The 19,517-nt window shown below is 56.7% G+C and carries 10 protein-coding genes, 3 tRNA genes and 4 pseudogenes; 7 read left to right on the forward strand and 10 right to left on the reverse strand.

Annotation, left to right across the window (positions count from 1 at the left end; all coding sequences use genetic code 11):
• Nucleotides 1–12 precede the first annotated feature (12 nt).
• Entirely contained in the window at nucleotides 13–768 is a 756-nt protein-coding gene (gene xni / locus JNO11_RS15300) for a flap endonuclease Xni (RefSeq protein WP_031594509.1), read from the forward strand.
• Between the two features lie 24 nt (nucleotides 769–792).
• On the opposite strand, the gene rlmM is transcribed toward xni, so the two are convergent.
• The 4 genes and pseudogenes from rlmM to JNO11_RS15320 all read right to left on the reverse strand — a co-directional run bounded on the left by rlmM (nucleotide 793) and on the right by JNO11_RS15320 (nucleotide 3,810).
• The gene (gene rlmM / locus JNO11_RS15305) at nucleotides 793–1,893 is read right to left on the reverse strand and encodes a 23S rRNA (cytidine(2498)-2'-O)-methyltransferase RlmM (protein ID WP_325177471.1); all 1,101 of its coding nucleotides are present in this window, start codon (nucleotides 1,891–1,893) and stop codon (nucleotides 793–795) included.
• Nucleotides 1,886–2,283 (reverse strand): annotated as a pseudogene (locus JNO11_RS15310) (DUF423 domain-containing protein). The gene rlmM and the pseudogene JNO11_RS15310 overlap by 8 nt, the downstream one beginning before the upstream one ends.
• A 50-nt stretch (nucleotides 2,284–2,333) precedes the next feature.
• Nucleotides 2,334–3,251 carry a transcriptional regulator GcvA gene (locus tag JNO11_RS15315; RefSeq protein ID WP_325177472.1) on the reverse strand — a complete coding sequence of 306 codons (918 nt, stop codon included), beginning with the start codon at nucleotides 3,249–3,251 and terminating at the stop codon, nucleotides 2,334–2,336.
• Between the two features lie 334 nt (nucleotides 3,252–3,585).
• Nucleotides 3,586–3,810, reverse strand: a complete 225-nt coding sequence (locus JNO11_RS15320; protein ID WP_010248613.1) for a YgdI/YgdR family lipoprotein — start codon at nucleotides 3,808–3,810, stop codon at nucleotides 3,586–3,588.
• 209 nt (nucleotides 3,811–4,019) lie between these two features.
• Between JNO11_RS15320 and csdA the strand changes: the two are divergent.
• Nucleotides 4,020–5,229 (forward strand): annotated as a pseudogene (csdA, locus tag JNO11_RS15325) (cysteine desulfurase CsdA).
• 2 nt (nucleotides 5,230–5,231) lie between these two features.
• Complete coding sequence (gene csdE, locus JNO11_RS15330; RefSeq protein WP_045139661.1) at nucleotides 5,232–5,687, forward strand: cysteine desulfurase sulfur acceptor subunit CsdE; 456 nt, start codon at nucleotides 5,232–5,234, stop codon at nucleotides 5,685–5,687.
• On the opposite strand, the gene tcdA is transcribed toward csdE, so the two are convergent.
• On the reverse strand, nucleotides 5,666–6,478 hold the full coding sequence (gene tcdA, locus JNO11_RS15335) for a tRNA cyclic N6-threonylcarbamoyladenosine(37) synthase TcdA (RefSeq protein ID WP_010248618.1): 813 nt from the start codon (nucleotides 6,476–6,478) through the stop codon (nucleotides 5,666–5,668). The genes csdE and tcdA overlap by 22 nt on opposite strands.
• A gap of 48 nt (nucleotides 6,479–6,526) precedes the next feature.
• A complete protein-coding gene (mltA, locus tag JNO11_RS15340; RefSeq protein ID WP_010248620.1) occupies nucleotides 6,527–7,675 on the reverse strand; it encodes a murein transglycosylase A in 1,149 nt (382 codons plus the stop codon).
• Nucleotides 7,676–7,879: 204 nt separating this feature from the next.
• Here mltA and JNO11_RS15345 point away from each other — a divergent pair.
• The 3 genes from JNO11_RS15345 to JNO11_RS15355 all read left to right on the forward strand — a co-directional run bounded on the left by JNO11_RS15345 (nucleotide 7,880) and on the right by JNO11_RS15355 (nucleotide 8,229).
• Nucleotides 7,880–7,956, forward strand: a tRNA-Met gene (locus JNO11_RS15345).
• A 65-nt stretch (nucleotides 7,957–8,021) separates the two neighbouring features.
• Nucleotides 8,022–8,098: transfer RNA gene (locus tag JNO11_RS15350), tRNA-Met, on the forward strand.
• Between the two features lie 54 nt (nucleotides 8,099–8,152).
• Nucleotides 8,153–8,229 (forward strand) — tRNA-Met (locus JNO11_RS15355).
• Between the two features lie 111 nt (nucleotides 8,230–8,340).
• On the opposite strand, the gene amiC is transcribed toward JNO11_RS15355, so the two are convergent.
• The gene (gene amiC / locus JNO11_RS15360) at nucleotides 8,341–9,585 is read right to left on the reverse strand and encodes an N-acetylmuramoyl-L-alanine amidase AmiC (RefSeq protein ID WP_010248623.1); all 1,245 of its coding nucleotides are present in this window, start codon (nucleotides 9,583–9,585) and stop codon (nucleotides 8,341–8,343) included.
• A gap of 232 nt (nucleotides 9,586–9,817) precedes the next feature.
• On the opposite strand from amiC, the gene argA reads away from it, so the two are divergent.
• On the forward strand, nucleotides 9,818–11,146 hold the full coding sequence (argA, locus tag JNO11_RS15365) for an amino-acid N-acetyltransferase (RefSeq protein ID WP_010248624.1): 1,329 nt from the start codon (nucleotides 9,818–9,820) through the stop codon (nucleotides 11,144–11,146).
• Here the strand turns inward: argA and recD are convergent.
• From recD to ptrA, 3 genes and pseudogenes are all read right to left on the reverse strand, one after another.
• Nucleotides 11,107–13,041, reverse strand: a complete 1,935-nt coding sequence (gene recD / locus JNO11_RS15370; RefSeq protein WP_325177473.1) for an exodeoxyribonuclease V subunit alpha — start codon at nucleotides 13,039–13,041, stop codon at nucleotides 11,107–11,109. The two genes, argA and recD, sit on opposite strands and share 40 nt — an antisense overlap.
• Nucleotides 13,038–16,582, reverse strand: a pseudogene (gene recB / locus JNO11_RS15375) (exodeoxyribonuclease V subunit beta). Before recB ends, recD begins: the two are co-directional and overlap by 4 nt.
• Nucleotides 16,579–19,471, reverse strand: a pseudogene (gene ptrA, locus JNO11_RS15380) (pitrilysin). The pseudogenes recB and ptrA overlap by 4 nt, the downstream one beginning before the upstream one ends.
• Between the last annotated feature and the right edge of the window lie 46 nt (nucleotides 19,472–19,517).

The following is a 19,517-nucleotide window of genomic DNA, read 5'->3' on the forward strand; positions in this document are numbered from 1 at the left end:
GCCCATACTCTCATGGCTCTTCATCTTGTTATTGTTGACGCGTTGAATCTGATTCGCCGTCTGCATGCGGTACAGGGCTCACCCTGTGTCGAAGGCTGCTTGGCCGCGCTGCGCCAGATACTGGGTCACGCCCATCCGACTCATGCGGTGGCGGTATTTGATGGCGAAGCGCGTCATCAGGGCTGGCGTCATCAGCTGCTACCCGATTACAAAAGCGGTCGCCCGCCGATGCCAGACGATTTACAGGCAGAGATGCCGGCGTTACAGGAGGCCTTTCGCGCCGCAGGCGTAAGCTGCTGGATAGCGGGCGAGGATGAGGCGGATGATTTAGCGGCGACGCTGGCGGTGAAAATGGCTCAGGCCGGACATCAGGCCACCATTGTTTCAACCGACAAAGGCTACTGTCAGCTGCTGGCACCCGAGATCCGCATCCGCGACTACTTCCAGAAACGCTGGCTTGATCTGCCTTTTATCGAGGCTGAATTTGGTGTGGCGCCACAGCGGTTACCCGACTACTGGGGGTTGTGCGGCATCAGCAGCAGTAAAATTCCGGGCATCACCGGCATCGGTCCGAAAAGCGCGAAACAGCTGCTGACAGAGTTTCACACGCTTGAGGGGATCTATCAGCAACTGGATCAGGTGCCGGCCAGATGGCGGGAGAAGCTCGCTGAGGGTCAGCAGATGGCAGAGATCAGCCGTCAGGTCGCAACTCTGAAGCGGGATCTGGTGTTGCAGGGGAATCTGAATACGCTGCGTTATACCGGCTGAGTGCCCTTGCACTCAGCCCGGCGATTAACGTTCGTCGCGACGACCACCGGCAGCCGCCCAGATTCGGCGCACATGTACGGTCACCTCTTCGCGGTCATGGTAAAGCTGACGAGCGCGAATCTGCACGTTAATACCATTATCATCAAATCGTTCCTGCATCATGGCCAGATTCTGCGTCACCTCTTCATAGCGCTTTTTCATGGGCAACTTAAGGTTGAAGATCGCTTCACGGCACCAGCCGTTGACCAGCCAGTCGGTCATCAGGTTAGCCACGCGCACCGGCTTCTCCACCATGTCACACACCAGCCAGCTGATGTTGGTGCGTGGCGGACGGAATTTAAAGCCATCCGCTTTCTCGTGCATCACCTGGCCCGTATCCATCAGGCTCGGTGCCATCGGTCCGTTGTCCACCGCATATACCATCATGCTGCGCTGCACCAGCTGATAAGTCCAGCCGCCCGGACAGGCACCGAGATCCACGGCGTACATGCCGCTGGCTAAACGCTCATCCCACTCATCCGCAGGGATAAAGACGTGAAACGCCTCCTCCAGCTTAAGGGTGGAACGGCTTGGCGCATCGGAGGGGAACTTAAGGCGTGGAATACCCATGTAAAACGGCGAGCTGTTTTCCCGGATGGAGTAGCCGACGTAGCAGGTGCCCGGCGCGATGAAAAACACATGCAGGACCGGGCGTTTCGGGCTCTCATAATTCAACAGGATTTTGCTTTCACGCAGTGCCGAGCGCAGCGGCACGGTGAACTTGCGGCAGAACTTAGTCAGCTCCTTGGCTTCGTTGGTGTCTGGCACTTCAACACGCAGTTCGCCGCCCTTTTCCACTACGCCGGTCAGCATGCCGACAATCGGGGTAATGCGATCTTCCTGCGGCAGGTCACGCAGCATTTCGCCGACGACCAGCATCTGACGGGCAAAAATCAGCTCGTCAAATGGCAACTCACGTGCCAGCCGCTCGGCATCTTCAAACTGATAGCACTCAAACAGCACGTAGCCAGAGTCATCTTTAACCCGTGGAAAGCCGTAGATTTCACGTTCAGCCGCTTTGGCGCTGATTTCCGCCGCACACTCTTTTTCAAAACCGGGACGACAATAGAGTAAAACTTTATTCATGGCGTTCTGCCTTTCGTTTAAGACGCAGCGCGCCAATCAACATCAATACCCAACCGGCGAGGAAACAGACCCCGCCCACGGGGGGGTGATAAAAACCCAAAACTTCAGATGTGACAGCGCCAGACAATAGAGGCTGCCACTAAACAGCACGGTGCCGAGCGCCATCAGCGCACTGCTCCAGTAAAACCAGATATTGGCGCGGCGTAACATCGCAGCACCCAGCCCCATCACCGCTAAGGTGTGATAAGCCTGATATTCCAGCCCGGTATGAATCCAGGCCATTTCAGCCGCACCAAGCGACTGACTCAAAACGTGGGCACCAAATGCGCCAAAAGCCACCAGCAGAAATCCGCTGATAGCCGAAAAAACAAACATGGCACGACTGGACATTAACCGATCCTCAGAGTCCTTTTGCATCTGAATGCAAATAAATCAATACGTTATTGTTGATAGCGAAAGCGGAATTTTTCTTGTTCGGTTGCAGCTTTTTCCAGGATCCACTGCCGGAAGGCGGCTATTTTACCCAGTTCTGCCTGACTGTCATGACAAACCAGATAAAAAGCGTTTTTACTGACTAATACATCATTGAACGGGCAGATTAATCGCCCGGCTTCTATTTCGCTCTGCGCCATGACGTTATTCGCCAGCGCCACGCCCTGACCATGAATCGCCGCCTGCAATACCATGGCGCTGTGGCTGAAGATTGGCCCCTGCTGCACATTGATATGCTGCAGGCCCAGTTGCCGGATATAAGATTGCCAGTCCCGACGGGAAGCATCATGCAGCAGAGTAAAACGCGACAGATCCATCGGCGTTTTCAGCGGATTATCCCCGGTCATCAGCGACGGTGAACAGACCGGCAGCAGATATTCGGCGTAGAGTTTTTCAACCCGCAGGCCGGGCCAGTTACCCCGGCCGTAAAAAATCGCCACGTCGACATCGTCGGCCAGTTTCTCTTCGTCGCGGTCAACCGCCTGGATACGCACGTCGATTCCCGGATAAGCCATATTAAAGCTGGAGAGGCGGGGAACCAGCCACTGAATGGCAAAGCTCGGCAGTAAACTAACGGTCAGCGCACCCTTGGCACTGCGCGCCTGCAGTTTGCGGGTCGCTTCGTTGATTGCCGAGAAAATCTCTTTGATATCGAGATAGTAGCTTTGTCCTTCTTCGGTCAGTAATAGCGAACGATTCCTCCGGCGAAATAGCTTTAACCCCAGAAAATCTTCCAGAGATTTAATCTGATGGCTTACAGCAGCCTGGGTGACAAACAGCTCTTCTGCGGCTTTGGTAAAGCTTAAATGGCGTGCAACTGCATCAAAAACACGCAGTGCGTTGAGAGGAGGAAGGCGTTTCGACATGGTTTTCCGTATCCGGATCGGCAAAAAATACGCTGGCTTATACAAAGCGTTTACGTATTAGAATTTTTAATCCGAGGCATTATAATTTGTCCGTTGAGGAACCTCCAGCAAATACCTATAGTTGCCGCACTTCCTGAGCCGGAACGAAAAGTTTTTAGATTTGTGAGTGAGTTCGCAGATTTTCTGAAAGCTTTTGGCTTGTGGTCGTGATGTTGTGTTTGCAATTTTTGATCCGACGATTGCGGATCGAACTCTTAATTCCTGTAGATTTACCCTGTCTGTCCATAGTGATTTTTAAATAGCACCGCAAATTGCGGTGCTTTTTTTTTGCTGCTTAGTTGCCAGACTCTACCATCTCTTTGACATCAGAGCGGTTGATTTGCTGCTCGTTGCCATTCGCATCTTTATAGCTGATCATGCCGGTATCGTTATCGACTTTAGGCTTGCCGGCAGCCACAATGGTGCGACCATCATTGGTATGCATCACGTAATTGCTTGAACAGGCACTCAGGGTAAAAGCCAGGGTACACACGGCCAGTACTGCGGTTAATTTTTTCATCTGCTATCTCCTTGTAGATTGATTGCATCAAACCACCCGCGTTACGCTAACCAGAGGCAGCCGATAAGTGAGATCGACTAGTAAACGTCCGATCGTTATGCGGGTTTGGTTCAAACCTTGCAATATTCAGCATAACGCGCTTTTCCAGCTTTGCCAGACGCAGACCATTCTTTCAGTGTGGTCCTAATTTTTCTTATCATGGACCAGGCATGACCGCATTTAATCCCACCGCATTTCGCCAGCAGTTTCCCGCACTCGCCGACGCAGGCGTTTATCTCGACAGCGCAGCGACCACGCTGAAGCCGCAGGCCGTCATTGACAGCACGCAGCAGTTTTACAGCCTCAGCGCGGGTACAGTCCATCGCAGCCAGTTTGCCGCCGCCCAGGCCTTAACCCATCGCTATGAGCAGGCGCGCAACCAGGTTGCCCGCTGGCTTAACGCCGCTGACGATCGTGAGATTGTCTGGACGCGCGGTACCACCGAAGCGATAAACCTGGTGGCGAACAGCTGGCTGCGCCCGCGCTTACAGCCTGGTGATGAGATTGTGGTCAGCGAGGCAGAACACCACGCCAACCTGGTGCCCTGGCTGATGGCTGCGCAGGCGTGCGGTGCCCGCGTCGTAAAATGGCCGTTAGGCGCGGATCGCCTGCCGGATATCAGCCAGCTGCCCGCCCTGCTCAACAGCCGTACCCGCCTGCTGGCGGTCGGACAGATGTCGAACGTCACCGGCGGATGTCCCGCACTCGCTCAGGCGATCCCGCTCGCTCACGCCGTGGGCGCGAAAGTGATGGTCGATGGCGCACAGGGCGTGGTGCATTGTCCGCCTGACGTACAGGCGCTGGATATCGACTTTTACGCCTTTTCCGGACATAAGATTTACGGCCCGATGGGCATTGGCGCGTTATATGGCAAAGCGGAACTGCTGGAGGCGATGGAGCCCTGGCAGGGCGGCGGTAAGATGATAACGGATGTCGATTTCAGCGGATTCACGCCGCAGCCGGTGCCGTGGCGTTTTGAGGCTGGCACCCCGAATGTGGCGGGCGTGGTGGGCCTGAGTGCAGCACTGAGCTGGCTGGCGCAGTACGATCTGCCCGAAGCGGAGCTCTGGAGTCAGCATCTTGCGACGCTGGCGGAAGAGCAGCTGGCGGAATTACCCGGTTTCCGCAGCTTCCGCTGTTCAAATGCCAGCCTGCTGGCATTTGAATTCGCTGGCCTGCATCACAGCGATCTGGTGACGCTGCTGGCTGAGCAGGGAATCGCCCTGCGCGCTGGCCAGCACTGCGCGCAGCCGTTGCTGGCGGCGCTGGGCGTCAGCGGCACGCTGCGGGCCTCTTTTTGCACCCTATAATAATCTGCAGGATGTTGATGCGCTGGTGCGCGCTATGAAGAGCGCCATCTCGCTGTTATCGGAGTTTTGATTATGCATTCATCGCCGTTAGCGCCACACCCGTTTGGCGAAGAGATTACCGTTGCCAGCCTGAAAGAGAGCTTTGGCCGCTTTCATCAGTGGGAAGATCGTTATCGTCAGCTGATCCAGCTGAGCCGCCAGTTGCCTGCCTTACCCGGGGAACTAAAAACAGCAGAAATTGAACTGAGCGGTTGTGAAAATCGGGTCTGGCTGGGCAGCCAGTTACGCGAAGATGGCACGCTGCATTTCTATGGTGACAGTGAAGGACGTATTGTGCGCGGCCTGCTGGCCGTGCTGCTGACCGCCGCTGAGGGCCAGACGCCGCAACAGCTGCTGGCGATGGATCCCTTAAAACTGTTTGATGAACTGGGCCTGCGCGCCCAGCTCAGTGCCTCCCGCAGCAGCGGCCTGCAGGCGCTGGCCGCCGCAGTGGAGCACGCCGCGCGTCAGGCGCTGACGGCGTCCTGACGGGCAGCACGCGCCAGAAACTTCTTCAGCGCATGCGAGACGGCAACAAAGCCGAAGGTGGCGGTTACCATGGTGGCCGCGCCAAAGCCGGAGGTGCAATCCATTCTCTTCGGCCCCTCCGCTGTGCTGCGTGAAGCACAGACGCTGCCATCAGCCTGCGGATAGACCAGCGCTTCGGTAGAAAAGACGCAGTCGATGCCAAGTTTGCCCTTGCTGTTTTTCACCACGCCCAGGCTTTTCAGTCGTTCGCGCAGCTTAGCCGCCAGCGGATCCTGGATGGTTTTCGCCAGATCGGCGACCTGGATCTGAGTCGGATCGATCTGCCCACCCGCGCCACCGGTGGTGATCAGCGGGATCTTATTCCGGCGGCACCAGGCGATCAGCGCCGCTTTCGGTCGCACGCTGTCGATAGCGTCGATCACATAGTCGAAACCGGCTGCCATCAGTTCGGCGGTGTTCTCTGGCGTAATAAAGTCATCAATGCAGATCACTTCGCAGTCAGGATTAATCGCACGCAGCCGTTCTGCCATCACTTCTGTTTTGGCTTTGCCGACGTTGCCCTGCAGCGCATGAAGCTGCCGGTTAGTGTTGGTAATACAGACATCATCCATATCAATCAGGGTGATTTTACCAATCCCGGTGCGCACCAGCGCTTCCGCCGCCCAGGATCCGACACCGCCAATACCGATGACGCAGAAGTGTGCGTCAGCAAAACGTTGCAGCGCATCCTGGCCATAGAGACGCGCCGTGCCGCCAAAGCGCTGATGCCAGGCGTCATTTAACACTTTCATAGTTGAACCTGTTACGTCGTGCGGGCCCGAAGGCCCGCAGAGAAGAAATTAGTTAGCGCCGAGAAGCAGTGAACCATTATTACCGTTTTGCGGGCTGGAGAACAGCGGCTGTCCGGCACCCGGCGCGGCTTTAATTACCCAGACGCGTCCGTAGTGATTATAGAAGCCCGCCAGATGCGCAGCGTCGGGGCCGATACCCTGATAGATATCAAAGTGCTGGCCTTTAATCGCGCCACCCACGTCGAGTGCCACCATCAGGCGCATCTCATATTTGCCGTTGAATTTGCCCTTCTCATTTAACTGCGGCACTTCAGCCAGCAGTACGGTGCCCGCCGGAATAATTGAGCGGTCAGACGCAACGGAGGCTTTCGCCACCAGCGGAACTGCGCTGGCACCGCGCACCGGCGTAAATGGCTCAGCTTTAAAGAAGACGAATGATGGGTTGGTTTCCAACAGCGCACGGACCTCCTGCGGTGAGTGCTCCTGCGCCCACTGACGAATCGCCTGCATCGACATATCTTCGCGCTTCACTTCACCGCGATCGATCAGCTCTTTGCCAATGCTGTGATAACCCCAGCCATTTTTACCGGCGTAACCAAAGAAGGTCATCGGGCGGCCATCGCCAAAGTCGACATAACCACTGCCCTGCACATCCATCATGAAGTTATCAATCAGTGAATTGCTGTAGGCGATGATGTAGCGGTCATCGAGTCCGCCACTATAGATAGAGGCGCGGCTCGGTAATTTTTCTCCGCGTTTGCGCGGCGGCATACGGTAGATGGGATACTGGAATTCACCCTGACGGGTGTAGCGCGCTTCTACTACCGGCGTGTAGTAACCGGTGAACTGCACGTTACCGTAGTTATCCGTTCCCTCCATCTGCCAGGCGTTAAGCCCATACTGACGAAGCTGTCGGGTATCGGCACCCGCCATCAGCCAGCTCTCAATCGCGCTATAGGTGCCGTTCTGACGGCTATACAGGGCGGATGAGGCGGACTGAATCTGACGGACCTGCTCGCCAAAGTCTCTGCCATTAACCGGTGCGCCTTTGGCATTGGGCTGATTCACCAGCGCCAGCGGTTGTTCCAGTTTGCCATCTTTATATTGCTGACCGCGATCGGTCGGTTTGGAGCTACAGGCCGCCAGCAGCGTTATTAACGCGCCAGTGAGTGCATACTTCACCCAATGTGATTTCATTATCTTCTCTTTTTATAACTGTTCGCCCCGCGACGATAGCAAAGCCCCCGACAGAATGAAATGCATCCGCTCAGACGTCACGTATATCAGTTTAATAATTAACCAGATGGTTGAATCCTTCAGCAACTGGCTGTTAATTTGGCTTTTATCTGCAAAAAAGGGGTTGCATGAATTAGCGCGGAGAGTATAGTGCGCTTCCACGGACGCGGGGTGGAGCAGCCTGGTAGCTCGTCGGGCTCATAACCCGAAGGTCGTCGGTTCAAATCCGGCCCCCGCAACCAATACTTCTGCAGCAGTTTTACAGAAGTCACAATGTGAGAAGTAAAAGTAATAGAAGCAATACGGACGCGGGGTGGAGCAGCCTGGTAGCTCGTCGGGCTCATAACCCGAAGGTCGTCGGTTCAAATCCGGCCCCCGCAACCAATACTTCTGCAGTTGTTTTACAGAAGTCACAATGTGAAAAAAGTATGATACGGACGCGGGGTGGAGCAGCCTGGTAGCTCGTCGGGCTCATAACCCGAAGGTCGTCGGTTCAAATCCGGCCCCCGCAACCAATCATTTAAACACCTGAAAGGGTGTTTTTTTTGTTTCTGACGTTCCCAAAAGCCGCTTCAGCCTCTCTCTGCCCTGAAAAGCGCGCGGATAGCCCGGCTACCCGCACTCCCTTACCGATGGGCCAGCGCCGCCCCACTCTCCACATACGCTTTGATGCCGTTCAGAATCGCCTCTGCCACCTGATGCTGGTAACGGGTGGTTCGCAACTTGCGCTCCTCCTCCACATTACTGATAAACGCTGTCTCTACCAGAATTGACGGGATATCAGGGGCTTTCAGCACCGCAAATCCGGCCTGATCCACGGTGCGTTTGTGCAGATGGTTGATGCGCCCCATGCGATGCAGCACCTCTTTGCCGAATTTAAGGCTGTCATGAATCGTCTGACGCTGCACCATATCGAACATGGTGTGATCGAGATAGCGGTCACCGCTTTTGCTGACGCCGCCAATCAGGTCTGATTCATTCTGAGTCTGAGCCAGGAAACGAGCCGCCGCCGAAGTGGCACCGCTGGTTGATAAGGCAAACACTGAAGAGCCGCGTGCCGCGCGGCTGGTAAAGGCATCCGCATGGATCGACACAAAGAGGTCGGCACGCTGTTTACGGGCTTTGGCAACCCTGACGCGCAGCGGAATAAAGACATCTTCATTGCGCGTCATATAGGCTTTCATATTGGACTCTTTATCGATCAGCGCTTTGAGTCGCCGTCCAATCTTCAGCACAATATCTTTCTCGCGGGTCTTATATTTGCCGTGCGCGCCCGGATCTTCCCCGCCGTGACCGGGATCGATCATGATAATGATTGGACGATCGCGCCCCGCTTTGCCGGGTAAGGGCGCCTGCACCCCTTCATCTTTCTCCAGATCGCCCTGGTTATAATCTTTCAGCAGAGCCAGCAGTGGATCATCCTCAACCTGGTTCTGGCTCGGATAGAGATCGACCACCAGCCGGTGATTGATCCCGGCGACCGGCGAGAGATTAAAGATCTTCGGCGCGACGTTGCGCTTTAATTCCAGTACCACGCGCACTGTGTTGCTGTCGAACTGGCCGACACGGGCATTTTTAATAAAGGGATCGTCGACCCGAACCTGCTTATCTACCCCTTTCAGAACCGGATTGAGATGCAGCCCCTGAATATCAATCACCAGGCGTTCGGGATTGCTCAGCGCAAACTGCTTGTACTTCAGCGCGACATTGGACTCCAGCGTCATCCGCGAGTAGGTCGATGAGGGCCAGATACGCACCGCCACAATGTGGTTCTTCGCCGCCAACCCTGTCCGGCTGACGCTTAACAGCAGTAAGGCGCCCGTCCCCTGTAAAAATCGTCTGCGTGAAAAATGGGAATTAACGTCTGACATGCCGCTCCAGCTGCTGTGTAATGTCTAAAAAAGCGCCAGTTACTAAAATGGCGGCGAAAACTTTATCCAATCCGCAGCATGATGTCACCCCGGAAACCCTAAATAATGCAGGCTGTTAGCGGCTTTGACACCCAGAAAAACGTAAATTTTCGTCAGGATTAAGACTTGCAAAACCGGGCGTAAAAGCATAAAAATACAAAAAATACGAATAAACATTCACTGAGGGTTGGCCGTGAAGGAACGTAGTACCGAACTGGTTCAGGGTTTTCGCCATACCGTTCCCTATATCAATGCCCACCGGGGTAAAACCTTTGTCATCATGCTGGGTGGCGAAGCGATTGAGCATGAGAACTTCTCTGGCATCGTTAATGATATCGGCCTGCTGCACAGCCTGGGCATTCGCCTCGTCGTGGTGTATGGCGCACGCCCGCAGATTGATGCCAGCCTGGCTCAGCAGCAGCTGGAGCCGGTTTACCATAAGTTTACCCGGGTCACCGACGCGCAATCGCTGGAGTTAGTGAAGCAGGCCGCTGGCCGACTGCAGTTAGATATCACGGCCCGCCTCTCAATGAGTCTCAACAACACGCCGCTGCAGGGCGCGCATATCAACGTGGTCAGCGGCAACTTCATTATTTCACAGCCGCTGGGCGTGGATGATGGCGTGGATTACTGTCACAGCGGCCGTATCCGTCGTATTGATGAAGAGGCCATTCATCGTCAGCTGGATAACGATGCGATTGTGCTGATGGGCCCGGTTGCGGTTTCTGTTACCGGCGAAAGCTTTAACCTGACTTCGGAAGAAGTGGCTACCCAGCTGGCGATTAAACTCAAAGCGGAAAAAATGATCGGCTTCTGCTCTGAGCAGGGCGTGCTGAACAGCGAGGGTGAAATCATCTCCGAGCTTTTCCCGAATGATGCGCAGGCCCGTATCGATGAGATTGAAAAGGAAGGCGATTATCTTTCCGGGACTGTCCGCTTCCTGCGTGGGGCGGTGAAAGCGTGCCGGAGTGGTGTACGCCGCAGCCATTTAATCAGTTATCAGGAAGATGGCGCGCTGTTGCAGGAGCTCTTCTCACGCGACGGTATCGGTACCCAGATCGTTATGGAGTCGGCAGAGCAGATCCGTCGCGCCAATATCAATGATATCGGCGGCATCCTCGAACTGATCCGTCCGCTGGAGCAGCAGGGTATTCTGGTGCGTCGCTCGCGCGAGCAGCTGGAAATGGAAATTGATAAGTTCACCATCATTCAGCGCGATAATCTGACCATCGCCTGTGCAGCACTCTATCCGTTTATGGATGAGAAGATTGGCGAAATGGCCTGTGTGGCGGTTCATCCTGACTATCGCAGCTCTTCACGCGGTGAGATGTTGCTGCAGCGCGTGGCACTTCAGGCACGCCAGATGGGGCTGGAAAAACTGTTTGTGTTAACCACCCGCAGCATCCACTGGTTCCAGGAACGCGGCTTTACGCCGGTAGATATTGAGTCCCTGCCCGAGAGTAAAAAAGAGATGTATAACTATCAGCGCCGTTCAAAAGTGTTGATGGCCGATCTCACCTGATTCAATCCGTAAGGGACAGGCACCCCCCCCGCGTGGTCTGTCCCCTCTCTTCTCAGCCAGATTCCCCCCAGTCGCTCCACCAGACCGCTGCGTCGCTGCGTTTGCAGCTGCACGGCACGCTGAAATACGCCGGGTTCGCTGTAGATGGTCAGTTGCCGCCGTGCACGTGTAATCGCGGTATAGACCAGTTCACGGGTCAGCACCGGCAGAAACTGCGTGGGCATCACCAGCGCGGTATGATCAAACTCCGAGCCCTGTGATTTGTGCACCGTCATCGCCCAGGCCGTTTCATGTGAGGGTAACCGGCTCGGCTGAATCGCCTTGATCGATCCATCCGGCAGCGGGAAAAAGACCTTCAGGTTGCCCTCTTCATCCCGCATCGTCATGCCGATATCGCCATTAAACAGGCCGAGCGCGCTGTCATTTCGGGTGATCATCACCGGACGCCCTTCATACCAGCGGCTGCCCATGCCAGGACGACGGATGCGCTGCAGCTGCATCAGTCGCTGCTCAATACGCTGGTTCAGACCCTGCACGCCAAATGGCCCGTCACGTAATGCACACAGCAGCTGATAACGGCCAAAAGCGGCAATCACTTCTGCGGGCGGCGCCTGCTGTCTGATGAGCTGCAGGAAGGGCTGATAACCCTGGGCTACCTCATCCAGCATCGCCTGATACGCGTCAGCGCTGTTCAGCGGCTGGTAACTGATATCCTGATAAGCCGCAGCAAACACCGCCCTGACCTGCTCTGCATCGCCACGGTTGATCGCTTTTGCCAGCTGGCCGATGCCTGATGAGTCATCAAAACGATAACTCTTCTGCAGCAGACAGATACTGTCGCGGACTGCGGGTGCCTGCACATCATCACTGCCCTGCAGTGTGCAGCCGGTCAGCAGGCCGAGCTGTTCTGCCCGCGCCAGGCTGTAGCCGCTTTCGGTGCAGCGGCAGATGTCGCCCAGCACCGCACCGGCTTCAACCGAGGCCAGCTGATCGCGATCGCCCAGAAACACGACGCGGGCATGGGCAGGCAGCGCGGCGATCAGTTTTGCCATCATTGAGAGATCGACCATCGACGCTTCATCAACCACCAGCACATCAAGATGCAATGGGTTACCGGCATGGTAGCGCAGCCGCTGAGTGTCGGGCTGAGCGCCCAGCAGGCGATGCAGCGTGGTAGCTTCGGCAGGAAAACGCCGGCGTTCTTCGTCGCTGACCGCCAGTTCCTGCAGTGCGCTGCCCAGTGACTCGGTCAGCCGCGCAGCGGCTTTGCCGGTCGGTGCCGCCAGCTGAATCCGCAGTGCACCGGGATTCAGGCGAATCAGGGCAGCGAGGAGTTTCGCCACAGTGGTGGTTTTACCAGTACCCGGCCCGCCGGAAATAACCGCAGTCTTGCGGGTCAGCGCCACGGCCGCCGCAATTTTCTGCCAGTTCTCCGGCTGGTCGTCAAACAGGCTATTCAGCACGTCGCCTGCAGCATGCATATCAAACGCAGTTTTTACTTCCTGCGCAGCGAAGAAGTCGGCGACCCGGCCTTCGCTTTGCCACAGCCGATGCAGATATAAACGCTGATTGCTCAGCACCAGCGGCGTAACCAGGCTGCCATCACTGACAGCCGACCAGTCAGCAAAGCGTGCTGTCCAGTCTTGCGGCGCACCAGCAGCGTGCCAGATCGCCTGAGCCAGCGCAGGCTGGCGACCAGCGAACAGATTCGCTTCGCAGAGGTTGCTCAGCGGTAAACAGACGTGCCCCTCACCCGCGTCAGCGCTGACGCAGGCCGCAGCGAGCAGCAGCCCAGGCTGTGATTCCGGGGCCACCAGTTGGGCAAACTGTATATCCAGCGGCCGCAGGAGACGCTTCTCTACCGCCTGCAGCAGCAGACTCAGCATGTCACTCATAACATCTCCCCGGTTTCACCAAACAGTGCATCAATTTCTTCCACAAAGGCTTCAGCAGGTCGGGTGGCGAAAATGCCGTTGTCCGGCGAGCTGCCATCCATCCCGCGCAAAAACAGATAAAACACCCCACCAAAGTGACGCTGATAGTCGTAGTCCGGCAGGCGATGCTGCAGATAGCGATGCAGCGCCAGCGTATAGAGCTGATATTGCAGATCGTAGCGGTGGCCAATCATCGCCTGCGCCATCGCCTCTGGCGTGTAAGCGGCGTGGCTATCCCCCCAGCCAGTTCGATTTGTAGTCGAGCAGATAATATTTTCCCTGCCAGCGGAAGACCAGATCGATAAAGCCCTTCAGCATGCCCCGCACCTGACGAAAATCCAGGGGGGGCGGCCTGCTGAGAGAGACTGTCGTGCCGGCGCAGCAGAGCGTCAAGATCCGCCGCAGTCAGCAGATTGTTGATCGGCAGATAGAACTCCATCTCGATCAGGCGTTCGCTGCTTTTTATCGCCGACAGCGTCAGCCCCTCAGCATTGAGCGGAGTATGTAAGACCCGGTCAATCCACTGTTCCAGAACCGGCAACCAGCTCAGCGGATAGCCATTATGCTGCAGCTGATCTTCCAGCCAGACGCTGTCCGGCGGTTCGGTAAAGTCGATCGACTCAAACAGACCGTGCAAAAACGTACCAGGTGCCGCTCCGCGCGGAAAGTGGTGGGGTGTTAATGCAGCCTCTTCACCCTTCTCTTCTTCGCCCGCGGCATCAATATCAAAGTTGGGCATCGCATCCAGCAGCGGCGAGCTGTGATGCTGTTGCAGGCCTGAATAACTGGTTACCCGCCAGACGTCAGCCAGCGCGCGCGTAATGTCGCGGCTGCTTAAAACCTCATCGCCCTGCTGCGCATCCTGCCACATTTCTCCCGGCAGCAGAGCCTCTTCAACCAGCGCAATCCCTTCACCGGTTAACGCATTCAGTCGCTGACTGAGCTGCTGCGCATCCGCCGCCTCGCCCTGCTGCACCAGGTAGCCCAGCGCGCTCTTGTGCAGATCGCTTTCGCCCTCTTTTTTGCGGGTGCCTTTGATCAGTGGCGCAATGCCGACGCTGCAGTGATAGACCGAACGGGTCAGCGCCACGTAGAGCAGACGCAGATCCTCCGCCAGGCGCTCCTCTTCGGCCAGCGCCAGACTTTGTGCATCACCCTGCACATCCAGCAGTGCCGTGAACGTGTCGCGATCGTGATAAAGCGCGCTGGCCGCCTCGCGGAACCCGGCAGCAAATGGCAGCCAGACCAGCGGATATTGCAGTCCTTTCGATTTATGGATGGTGATGATCTGCACCAGATGGCGGTCGCTTTCCAGACGCAACTGCTGGCTGGAGGCCTGGCTGTTTGGCCGGGCAATCTGCTGCGCCAGGAAGCGCACCAGGGCGTGCGGACTCTCCAGCTGCACCGAAGCCTCCTGCAGCAGTTCACCCAGATGCATCAGGTCAGTCAGGCGACGTTCACCGTTCTCCGAGGCCAGCATATTCTCCGCCAGTTGCCGCCTGATCATCACATCACGCAGCATCGGTAACACGCCGCGCTGATGCCAGAGCTGCTGCCAGACGGCAAACTGCTCCACCAGCGCATCCCACTCGCGTTCATTCTGTGTCAGCGCGTCGAGCGTTGCTGCATCGATGGCAAAAATAGAGGTCGCCAGCGCGCTGCGCAGCAGACGTTCCTGCTCGGGTGCCTGTATCGCCTGCAGTAACCAGAGCAGTTCGCGCGCTTCCGGCGTGGTGTAGACGCTGTCCCGGCTGGAGAGATAGACCGAAGGAATCGACAGCGCATTCAACGCGTCGCGGATTAAACCGGCCTCATTGCGACTGCGCACCAGCACGGTGATATCGGAAGCCCGCACCGGCTGCAGCGCCTCGCCTTTGCCCAGGCGGGCGCGCCCCTGCTGTCCGGCCACCAGCCAGCGGCTGATATCGGCCGCACACTGCTGTGCCATAAACTGCTGGTAATCGCTGTTACCCACGCCCTCGCCAGGCTGCAGCCAGAACCGTAAAGCCGGTTGCTGCTGCTCGTCAAAAATCAGTTTCAGCGACTGATTGGGCGCAGCAGGCTTAACTGGCTGAAAGGGGATCGCCGAGAACAGAAAAGGCGAATCGAGCTGAGAAAAGAGGCGGTTGACGCTCCCGACCATCTCAGGTGATGAACGCCAGTTGGTATCGAGCGTGTAGTGAGCGCTGACTTCGTTTCTGGCCCGCAGATAGGTAAAAATATCCGCACCGCGAAACGCATAGATCGCCTGCTTGGGATCGCCGATCAGAAACAGTGCCTGTTCAGGCTGATTAATATAGAGCGTGCGGAAGATGCGGTATTGCTGCGGATCGGTATCCTGGAATTCATCAATCAGGGCCACCGGGTAACGCGCCCGGATGGTTTCTGCCAGCAAAACGCCACCTGGCTGCTGCAACGCTTCATCCAGTTTACTAAGCAGATCGTCGAAGCCTAACAGCGCACGTAACCGTTTCTCGCGCTGCACCGTGGCGCGCACATCGGTCAGCGCCTGCGCAATGATGACATCCCGCAGCGACAGCGGTTCTGCCAGAAACTGATCGATCGCCTCAAAAAAGCGAATGACGCGGCGCTTCACCCTTTTTTAGTTTTCTCCTCCAGCACCTGCTGTCCAAAGCGCTCCAGCTCTTTGGGCAGCTGATAATCCAGCGTGTCACTGCTGGCCCACTGCGTGACGCGGGCGACCCAGTTGGGCAGATGTTTACTGCTGTAGCTGCGCTTATCAACGCCAGATGCAGTGATAATGCCCTCAACATCGGCGCTGAGCGCCTGCCACTGCTGCTTGATGGCCTCGATGCGCGCCAGATTGCGGGCGTGCCGTGATGCCAGCGTCTCATCGGCGGCAGGCGGATGTTTCAGCCCCGGGGACTCCCCCCTGTAGCCAGGGGCGCAGCGTGGCCAGCAGACTGTCCGGCCCGCTCCACTCTGCGGCGATGACCCGCGCCACATCCAGACTCAGTGGATAGCACTGACGACGCCAGAAATCGGCGGTCGACTGCTTCAGCAGCGCCTGCTCATCTTCAATCAACTCCTGCTCGAACAGCATACCCGACTCAAAGGCATTGAGATTCAGCATCCGCTGACAGAAGCCGTGAATGGTAAAAATGGCGGCTTCATCCATCTGCCGCTCGGCAGCCAGCAGCTGCGCGGCGGCCTGACTCAGATCCGGCATCTGCTCCAGCAGTAACTGGTGCATCGGATTGCTGCTTTTGCCGCGGATACAGGCCAGACGTAGCTGATGAATATTCTCGCGGATGCGCCCGCGCAATTCGGCGGTCGCGGCCTCGGTAAAGGTCACGACTAAAATTTCTTCGACAGAGAGCGGCCGGCTGTAGGCGTTTTCACCGCCCAGCCCCAGCAGCAGGCGCAGATAGAGCAGACCAATGGTAAAGGTTTTTCCGGTGCCCGCTGAGGCCTCAATTAGCCGCTCGCCTCTGAGCGGCAGCGTTAAAGGATTCAGCGATACGGGAGGTAACTGCGTCATTGGGTCTCACTCTTTACCGGCAGCGACTGCTGCAGTTGTGCCACTTCACTCCAGGTTTTCCAGCCAGGCTGACGGGCAAACTCAACTTTGCCATTGCCGGTGCCTGCAATCTGCGAGGTCATCACCATGCCCTTATGTTCGATCACGGCCTGCCGGAAAAAGTCTGCCAGGCTGGCCGGGGTTAACCGCTGAACCTGCTCTGTCATTTTTTGCCGGGTATCAAATTGATCATTCTGCCGATCAAAGTCGCGGCTAAAGCGATCCGCTTCCTCAAAGAGCGTCTGAGGACGCTGCTGCAAATCATTGATCATCGCCTGCTGATACTGGGCAAAGTCTGCCTGGCTCATACTACGCAGACGTTTTTCCGCCTGCGGGTAGAAGGCCTGATAGCGCTGCAACAGCCAGCCCGGTTGTTTGCTGTTACTTTGCAGCAGGAAGCCGATCCCCCACTGGCGACCCACTGGCATCTGGAAGGCAAAAACCGCGTAGCCGAGCTGCTCTTTAGTGCGTAACTGATTGTAGAACCACGGCTGCACAATCTGGCTCAGCATGGAGCTGTGCGCCATGCTCTGATATTCACTGTATCCCAGTGGAACATAGAGCGCGGCAAGGGCGGAGTCGGTGCTGCTGCCTTTTTTGTTGCAGGTTGGCTTTCAGCGGTTTTTTAATCGAGACATACTGGCTGTGCCAGTCGCGGATCGCATGACTCTGCATCTGCTGTTTAAGCTCATGCCCCAGCTGCGTCACGCTGTCAGCACTGAGGTTGCCCACCACCAGCATCTCCGGCGTCGCGTCGCGGAACAGCGTATCGCGATAGTCAGTGACATCCTTAAGTGAGAGTGTGCTTACCAGCTTGCGGCGAGCCTCGCGCTGGGTATATGGCAGCTGCGACAGCAGTTGCATTGGCTGAATCGCCTGTTCAAACGCTTTGCCCTTTTCCGCCGCGTCCAGCCGCTCCAGATACCAGGATTTCGCCTGCTCCAGCTGCTGTTCTGTCGGCTGGAAAGTGGCATAACCTTCCACCAGTTTCTTCAGCAGCGTCGGCAGACGCTGGGTGAAGCCGTTGGCGCTGAACACCAGCCCTTCATCTTCACCCGTTGAGAAGCTGATGCCGCCCACTGAAGCCTGTGAATTTAGCTCGTCCAGCGCCAGGCTGGAAAGGTAGTCATTCAGGCCAAACAGCACCTGCTGACGGGCATCACTGATGGTGTGCTTATTGCGTAACGCCAGGGTGATCGCCGCTTTTGGCTCGCTGGCGTAATAACGGCTGGGCATCCAGTAAATGCGCATATCGTCCTGGTTATCCAGTCTCACCGGATGCTGATACGTCTTGCCGTCTGACGGTAACAGGGTGAAGTCGTCCGGGATATAGGGGTTCAGCACGGGCATCGCCAGCGTAATCTGGCTGGCGCGCTGCTGCCAGTCTGCAAAGGTTTGTGGGGTGATCTTCTCAACCTGATAAGGCGCATCCACAAAATAGGCTTTTTTGTTGTGCGGCTCCTGCGGGCTGATATACCAGATACGCGCATGCTGCGGGGTCATCTCTTCCAGCCGGGCATTAATCGCGGCGGCATCGTACTGATCCGCCAGATAGGGTGCATCCAGCGTATGTTCAACCGGTACGCGCAGCATGGTGTCGGCCAGCCATTCAATGTAATCCATATCGCGGGTAATTGAGGGATAGCGGAAGTCGAGCGCCAGCACATGCGAAACTTCATCGAAATAGCGCTTATCATCCCCCTGCTGACGCAGCAGATTGATGTAGCTGAATATCGCCGCCACGACCTGGTCGCGCTGCGCCAGACCTTTATCAGTCAGTGACGCGGTAATCGCAAACACGCCGCTGTTGCGCTCGGTCATCGGGTCAGCACCCGCATTCACCCCGTCGGCCAGCCCCTGTTTTTGCAACCAGTCAGTCAGCGTGTTTTTGCTGCGGTTACTGATTAAATAGCTTATCAGCGTGTCGGTTTTACTGCGGAACCGATCGCTGTTGTTGGCAATGCGGAATTCAATTTTGAGCTGCTTGCGCGGCTGAGCCGGAACGTAATGGATGATGATGCCCTGCTGCGCATCGGTCACCACCGGCATCGTAATCTCCGGCACGCTGGCGTCATGATTTTGCACCCGGCCAAAGGTTTTAGCCGCAATCGACGCCATCTCCGGCAGCGGTTTGTTGCTGTAGATCACCGCTTTCATCAGATTGGCGGAGTAATGCGTATGATAAAAGTTCTGCAGCGCCTGGTGCAGTTTGCTGCCTGGCTTATCTTTCAGGGTCTCAAGATTGCCGCCCGAAAAACGTGACGCCGGATGCGCCGGGTTCAGGGTTTCTGCGCCGACCTGGGCCATACGCAGGCCATCGCGCGAGCGCGCCATGGTCAGCTCGGCATTCACGGCGTGGCGCTCGCGGTCAGCGTTAACCGGATCCAGCAGCGGCTCAGCCACCGCATCCGCCAGGCGATCAACCGCCGGTTCCAGCGCGTCATTTTCCACTTCCAGATAAAAGGCGGTGCGGTAAGAGGCTGTGCTGGCGTTGTGGCTGCCGCCATGCTTTTTCAGGAATTCGGCCAGGTTGTCGGGCTGCGGGTAGTGCTTTGAACCCATCAGCACCATATGCTCAAGGTAGTGCGCCAGTCCCGCCTGCTGATCGGGATCGTCCAGCGATCCTATCGGCAACGTCAGCGCCGCCAGCGATTTCGGTGCCACAGGATCGGAAACCAGTAATACCGTCATCCCATTATCAAGCCGGATAGCCTGATAGTGGCGGGGATCCTGTTCACTTTTGCGAATAGTGTCGTTAACCGGCTGCCAGCCTGATGATGCCTGCGCCGGCGCTGTGCAAGCCACCAGGCTTAACATTAGCGCCGCTATCCAGCGTGCGTGTACCCGCATGTAAACCCCTCTCGTTTCCCGATAAACCGCCAATGTCGGACGCGGC

The organism is Pantoea sp. 1B4 (assembly GCF_016925765.1).
Classification (GTDB): domain Bacteria; phylum Pseudomonadota; class Gammaproteobacteria; order Enterobacterales; family Enterobacteriaceae; genus Pantoea; species Pantoea agglomerans.

Excerpts from the sequence above, each read along its gene's own strand:
- xni (WP_031594509.1), top strand. The coding sequence starts at position 13 with ATGGCTCTTCATCTTGTTATTGTTGACGCGTTGAATCTGATTCGCCGT.
- rlmM (WP_325177471.1), bottom strand. The coding sequence starts at position 1,893 with ATGAATAAAGTTTTACTCTATTGTCGTCCCGGTTTTGAAAAAGAGTGT.
- JNO11_RS15315 (WP_325177472.1), bottom strand. The coding sequence starts at position 3,251 with ATGTCGAAACGCCTTCCTCCTCTCAACGCACTGCGTGTTTTTGATGCA.
- JNO11_RS15320 (WP_010248613.1), bottom strand. The coding sequence starts at position 3,810 with ATGAAAAAATTAACCGCAGTACTGGCCGTGTGTACCCTGGCTTTTACC.
- csdE (WP_045139661.1), top strand. The coding sequence starts at position 5,232 with ATGCATTCATCGCCGTTAGCGCCACACCCGTTTGGCGAAGAGATTACC.
- tcdA (WP_010248618.1), bottom strand. The coding sequence starts at position 6,478 with ATGAAAGTGTTAAATGACGCCTGGCATCAGCGCTTTGGCGGCACGGCG.
- mltA (WP_010248620.1), bottom strand. The coding sequence starts at position 7,675 with ATGAAATCACATTGGGTGAAGTATGCACTCACTGGCGCGTTAATAACG.
- amiC (WP_010248623.1), bottom strand. The coding sequence starts at position 9,585 with ATGTCAGACGTTAATTCCCATTTTTCACGCAGACGATTTTTACAGGGG.
- recD (WP_325177473.1), bottom strand. The coding sequence starts at position 13,041 with ATGAGTGACATGCTGAGTCTGCTGCTGCAGGCGGTAGAGAAGCGTCTC.